The organism is Caballeronia sp. (assembly GCF_049581465.1).
In the GTDB taxonomy this organism is placed as follows: domain Bacteria; phylum Pseudomonadota; class Gammaproteobacteria; order Burkholderiales; family Burkholderiaceae; genus Caballeronia.
The window spans coordinates 1-5,203 of the sequence record NZ_JBAUSA010000797.1; the positions used below are offsets into that span (position 1 = coordinate 1).

General features: G+C 61.0%; 4 protein-coding genes. 3 read left to right on the forward strand and 1 reads right to left on the reverse strand.

Annotated features, from left to right (window positions below):
• Window positions 1-60 precede the first annotated feature (60 nt).
• Window positions 61-915: an IclR family transcriptional regulator gene (locus WCA53_RS19595; RefSeq protein ID WP_423914413.1), complete on the forward strand. Its 855-nt coding sequence runs from the start codon at window positions 61-63 to the stop codon at window positions 913-915.
• An 80-nt stretch (window positions 916-995) separates the two neighbouring features.
• On the opposite strand, the gene WCA53_RS19600 is transcribed toward WCA53_RS19595, so the two are convergent.
• On the reverse strand, window positions 996-1,937 hold the full coding sequence (locus WCA53_RS19600) for a LysR family transcriptional regulator (protein ID WP_423914424.1): 942 nt from the start codon (window positions 1,935-1,937) through the stop codon (window positions 996-998).
• A gap of 116 nt (window positions 1,938-2,053) precedes the next feature.
• Between WCA53_RS19600 and WCA53_RS19605 the strand changes: the two genes are divergently transcribed.
• The gene (locus WCA53_RS19605; protein ID WP_423914416.1) at window positions 2,054-4,180 is read left to right on the forward strand and encodes a 3-hydroxyacyl-CoA dehydrogenase NAD-binding domain-containing protein; all 2,127 of its coding nucleotides are present in this window, start codon (window positions 2,054-2,056) and stop codon (window positions 4,178-4,180) included.
• 38 nt (window positions 4,181-4,218) lie between these two features.
• On the forward strand, window positions 4,219-5,203 hold a 985-nt coding region (locus WCA53_RS19610; RefSeq protein WP_423914420.1), incomplete at its 3' end, for an acyl-CoA dehydrogenase family protein.

The window sequence follows — 5,203 nt, forward strand, 5'->3', positions numbered from 1 at the left end:
CATTTACGGTCTGCATAGTGAACCGATATGTGACTTACTACCGATCTCCTGGAGCGTAAGATGACCCTATCCAAGAAATACAGCTCCAACGGCTCTCGGCCGACGCAACTCACAACCACCGGGAGCCGTGGGGTCGCGCAGTTTGAGGGTTATGGTGACGATCGTCATTTCGTGACCGCACTCGCTCGCGGGCTGGAAGTTTTGCGCTGCTTCGCCATCCATGAGCGGTATTTGGGACTGACCGAGCTGGCGAAGCGCAGTGGGCTGCCGAAGGGAACAGTTGCGCGTCTTGCTGGCACGCTCGCAAAATTGGGATACCTGAACTATTCGCAAGAGTTGGGAAGATATAGCCTGGGCACGAGCGTGCTATCGCTTGGTTTCGCGACGCTTGCCAATCTTGACATTCGAGAGATTGCGCGGCCGCTGATGCAGGAACTCGCCGACTACGCGCGTGCGTCGGTGTCTCTCGGTGTACGCGATCGTCTGTCTGTCATGTACGTCGAGTGGGTGCGCAGTAGTGAACCTATCACGGTCATGCGCGGTATCGGCGCCAGGCTTCCGATTGCGACCACTTCGATGGGGCGGGCCTATCTTGCCGCAGCAGGTGCGGCCGAGCGCGACAGCGTCTTTGAACAGGTCCGGAATCAGGATCCGGAGCTTTGGCCGAGTGTGATGCGTGGCATGGAAGAGGCGATCAAGGACTACAGTGAAAAAGGATACTGTCTGTCAGTCGGAGACTGGGATAGGGATATCGCCAGTGTCGCAGTCCCGTACACGGCGCCCGACGGCACACAGATGGCATTCAACTGCGGCGGACCCGCGTTCGTCCTGAGCCGCGAAAAGCTTGAGCTTGAAATCGGGCCTCGACTGGTGGACTTGGTGCAGCGATTATCCGCGGCAACAGGGCGACTCTGAGAACCGATATCGGCGGCTTCGATCCCATTGCCCCAGGACATCGAGAGAGCGGCGGGCGGCGCATTCGCAAGACATTGCGGCTACCTTGGGAAATCGCTTTCGCGGCTCGTGCAGAGCGAAAGCCGCCCGCGTCCTGCGTTATGGGCCTGATTTAGCATGAAGTCGATAAAAGCCAGCGTGGCGCGCGTATGGTTGCGGTTTGGCATGTACAACATGTACATGTGCGTGCCGAAAATGCTGAGCCGCCATTGATCGAGCGCCGTCACCACGTCGCCACGACGCATGTCTTCCATGACCACATAATCGGGCACGATCCCAACACCCAGGCCGGCGAGGATCGCGTCGCGCAGAAAGAGAAAGTTCTCCGAGATCAGACTCGGCTCCAGAAGCACCTCATGACGCTCGTCATCCAGATAAGCGGCGACGCGCGTTTGTCTTCCCACGGCGGTCGCGGTGATGACAGGCGCGACCCGAAGCTCATCGAGCTGCGTCGGCATGCCATGTTGCGCGGCATACGCGGACGAGGCACACGCGACATACCGGACTGGCCCCATATCGCGCGCGACGAGACTCTGCGGCGGCTCCGACATCACGCGCACGGCGATGTCTACCTCGTCGCGCAGCAGGTCTGCGACGCGATTCTCGAACATCACATCCAGCACGATGTCCGGATACTCCCGCTTGAATGCGATGAGCCATTCGGACATGACGAGCTGGCCGTAGCCGCTCGGCACCGAGAGCCGGACCCGTCCCTGTAGCCTTTGGCCCAGTGTCGACACCGATTCCTGTGCCGCGAGCAGTGCGTTCTGAATCGACCTTCCGTGCTCATAGAGCTTCAGGCCAGCCTCGGTCAGTTCGACGCGCCGCGTGGTCCGCCGTACGAGCTGCAAGCCCACGGACTTCTCGAGCTGATTCAGGTGATAACTGACATTGGCGCGGCTCATCTTGAGGCGTCGCGCCGCTTCGCTCAGGTTGCCCGCATCGAGGATTTCGACCAGCAGGATGAGTTGGTTGACGTCCACAGCGATGTCGATTGTCAAAGGAGATTTGACAGTCTGTCAATCGGCTATGTAATTGTCAAGAATGTTTGCACCCTTGAGAATGCAATCACCCTACATTGCATCAGGAGACTGCACCCATGACGTTATTGAGCGCGCCCGACTCCGCGATAGTCGAACATGAATTGCGCGGAAGCGTCCTTATCGTGACGATCGATCACGCACCCGTCAACGCGCTCAATGCAGCGGTACGGCGCGGTCTCGTCGAAGTGATCGAGGCTGCCGATTCCAATGCTTCCGCGCGGGCGGTACTGATCGTGGGTGCGGGCCGAAATTTCATCGCGGGCGCGGATATTCGCGAATTCGGCATGCCGGCGCAGCTACCCGCGCTGCCCGATGTGTGCAATCGAATTGAGGCTTGCGGGAAACCGGTCATTGCGGCGATTCACGGCGCGGCGCTCGGTGGCGGCCTTGAAGTCGCGTTGGCATCGCATTATCGGGTCGCCGTCGACGGAGCGAAGCTTGGCTTGCCGGAGGTGCAGTTGGGGCTGTTGCCCGGAGCCGGAGGCACACAACGCGCGGCACGCCTGATGGGCGCCGAAGCCGCGTTGTCGCTGATGTTGAGCGGTCGGCATGTGGGCGCGCAGGAAGCGCTGCGGCTGGGTCTCGTCGATCGTGTCGGCCAAAGCGCCGACGTGCTGGCCGAAGGGCTCGCGTATGCGCTCGAGTTGGTCGCGGCGCAAGCCGCGCCCCGCCGCACGAGGAATGCTCTCGCTCTCGCGGATACGAACGCCAGCGCGGCCGCGATCGCCGCTGCGCGCGTCGACACGCAAAAGAAATCGCGCGGCTTGCTGTCGCCGTTGAAGATCGTCGACTGCGTGGAAGCCGCGTTGAACCTGTCGTTCGACGAGGGTCTGAGATTCGAGCGCAAGCAATTCCTCGAGTGCCGCGAGAGCTCACAGCGCGCTGGGCTCATGCATGCGTTCTTTGCCGAGCGCGAAGTGCAGAAATCGCCTGAAACGCGCGCCGCTCAACCGCGCCCGATTCGTTCTGTGGGTGTCGTCGGCGGCGGCACGATGGGCGCCGGCATCGCCGTTGCGTTGCTGGACGCGGGTCTTTCGGTCACGATGATCGAACGCGACGACGAGTCGCTGAAACGCGGCCGCGCGCACATCGAAAAGGTGTATGACGGGCTGATCGGAAAAGGCCGCTTGACGCAAGAAGCGAAATCGCAGGCTCTTCGACGCTTCGGTGGCGACACGGCCTACGACGCGCTCGCCGATGCGGACATCGTAATCGAGGCAGTGTTCGAAGACATGGCGGTCAAGAAGTTGGTCTTCGCAGAGCTTGATCGCGTTTGCAAGACAGGCACGGTGCTCGCGACTAACACGTCCTATCTCGACATCGATGAAATCGCCGCCAGCATCTCGCGTCCGCAAGATGTGCTGGGCCTGCATTTCTTCTCCCCGGCGAACATCATGAAGCTCCTCGAAGTCGTCGTGCCCGCGCAAGTAAGCGCCGATGTCGTCGCGACGGCATTCGAACTTGCGAAGAAGCTGCACAAGGTCGCAGTTCGCGCGGGTGTGTGCGACGGCTTCATCGGTAATCGAATGCTGGCGGTCTATCGGGCGGCCGCGGACCATCTGATGGAAGACGGCGCATCGCCTTATCAGATCGACAAGGCAGTGCGCGACTTCGGCTTTCCGATGGGCCCGTATCAAGTCATCGATCTCGCGGGTGGCGATATTGGCTGGGCGGCGCGTAAGCGGCGTGCCGCCACTCGCGATCCCCATGCGCGCTATGTGCGCATTTCAGATCAGCTATGCGAGCAAGGTTGGTTCGGTCAGAAGACCGGGCGTGGCTTTTACCGCTACGACGAAGGCGCACGCCTGGGCAAGCCGGATCCCGGGGTCGAGTTGATCATCGAGGCCGAGCGTGGGCGTGCAGGTGTCGCGCCGCGCGCATTCAGCGATGAACAAATCGTGCGCCGCTACATGGCCGCGATGATCAACGAGGGAGCGAACGTCGTGCACGAGGGTATCGCATTGCGTCCTCTGGATGTGGATGCCACGTTGATCAACGGGTTCGGCTTTCCGCGCTATCGCGGCGGTCCGATGCACTATGCGGACAGCGTGGGCCTCGAGACGGTGCTTGCCGACATCCGCGAATTCGAGAAGGAAGACCCGCTTTTTTGGCGTGCCTCCCACTTGCTGGTGGACCTCGTCGCACGCGGTGCGAACTTCGCTAGCTTGAATCAAGCGGCTTGAGATCGGGTCGTCCTCAAACTCCAGATGGAACACTATTCATGGATCTGACATTCACCGCCGAGGAAGAGGCATTTCGGGCAGAAGTGCTCGACTTTCTGCGTACATCGTTGCCTACCCGTATCGCTGAAAAAGTACATGCGGGCAAGCGTCTGACGCGCGAAGACATAACGCAATGGCATGGCATTCTCAATGCGAAAGGATGGCTCGCGAATCACTGGCCGAAGGAGCACGGCGGTCCCGGCTGGACGCCGGTGCAAAAGTTCATCTTCGAGAACGAATACGCGATTGCGGGCGCGCCGCGCATCGTTCCTTTCGGCGTGAACATGCTCGGGCCGGTGTTGATCAAGTACGGCAACGAAGCGCAAAAGCGCTACTGGCTGCCCCGCATTCTCGATGGTTCCGACTGGTGGTGTCAGGGCTATTCGGAACCGGGCGCGGGTTCCGACCTCGCGTCGGTGCGAACGGCGGCCGTGCGCACCGCGGAGAATGGCAACGACTACTACGTCGTCAACGGTCAGAAGACGTGGACCACGCTCGCGCAGTACGCGAACATGATTTTCTGCCTGGTGCGTACGTCCAAGGACGCGCGCAAGCAGGAGGGCATCAGCTTCTTGCTGATCGACATGAACACGCCCGGCGTCGAAGTGCGTCCGATCATCACGCTCGATGGAGAACACGAAGTCAACGAGGTGTTCTTCACCGATGTGCGCGTGCCCGCCGAAAATCTCGTCGGCGAAGAGAACAGGGGCTGGACTTATGCCAAATTTCTGCTGACCTACGAGCGAACGAATATCGCGGGGGTGGGCTTTTCGGTGGCGGCGCTACGGCGCCTGAAAGCGGCGGCGAGCAAGGCGCAAAACAACGGCCGCGCGCTCATCGACGATCCGTTGTTTGCCGCACGAGTCGCGCGCGTCGAGATCGACCTCGAGAACATGAAGACCACAAACCTGCGCGTGATCGCGGCGGTGGCCGGCGGAGGGGTGCCGGGCGCGGAGAGTTCGATGCTGAAGATTCGGGGCACCG

Excerpts from the sequence above, each read along its gene's own strand:
- WCA53_RS19595 (WP_423914413.1), top strand. The coding sequence starts at position 61 with ATGACCCTATCCAAGAAATACAGCTCCAACGGCTCTCGGCCGACGCAA.
- WCA53_RS19605 (WP_423914416.1), top strand. The coding sequence starts at position 2,054 with ATGACGTTATTGAGCGCGCCCGACTCCGCGATAGTCGAACATGAATTG.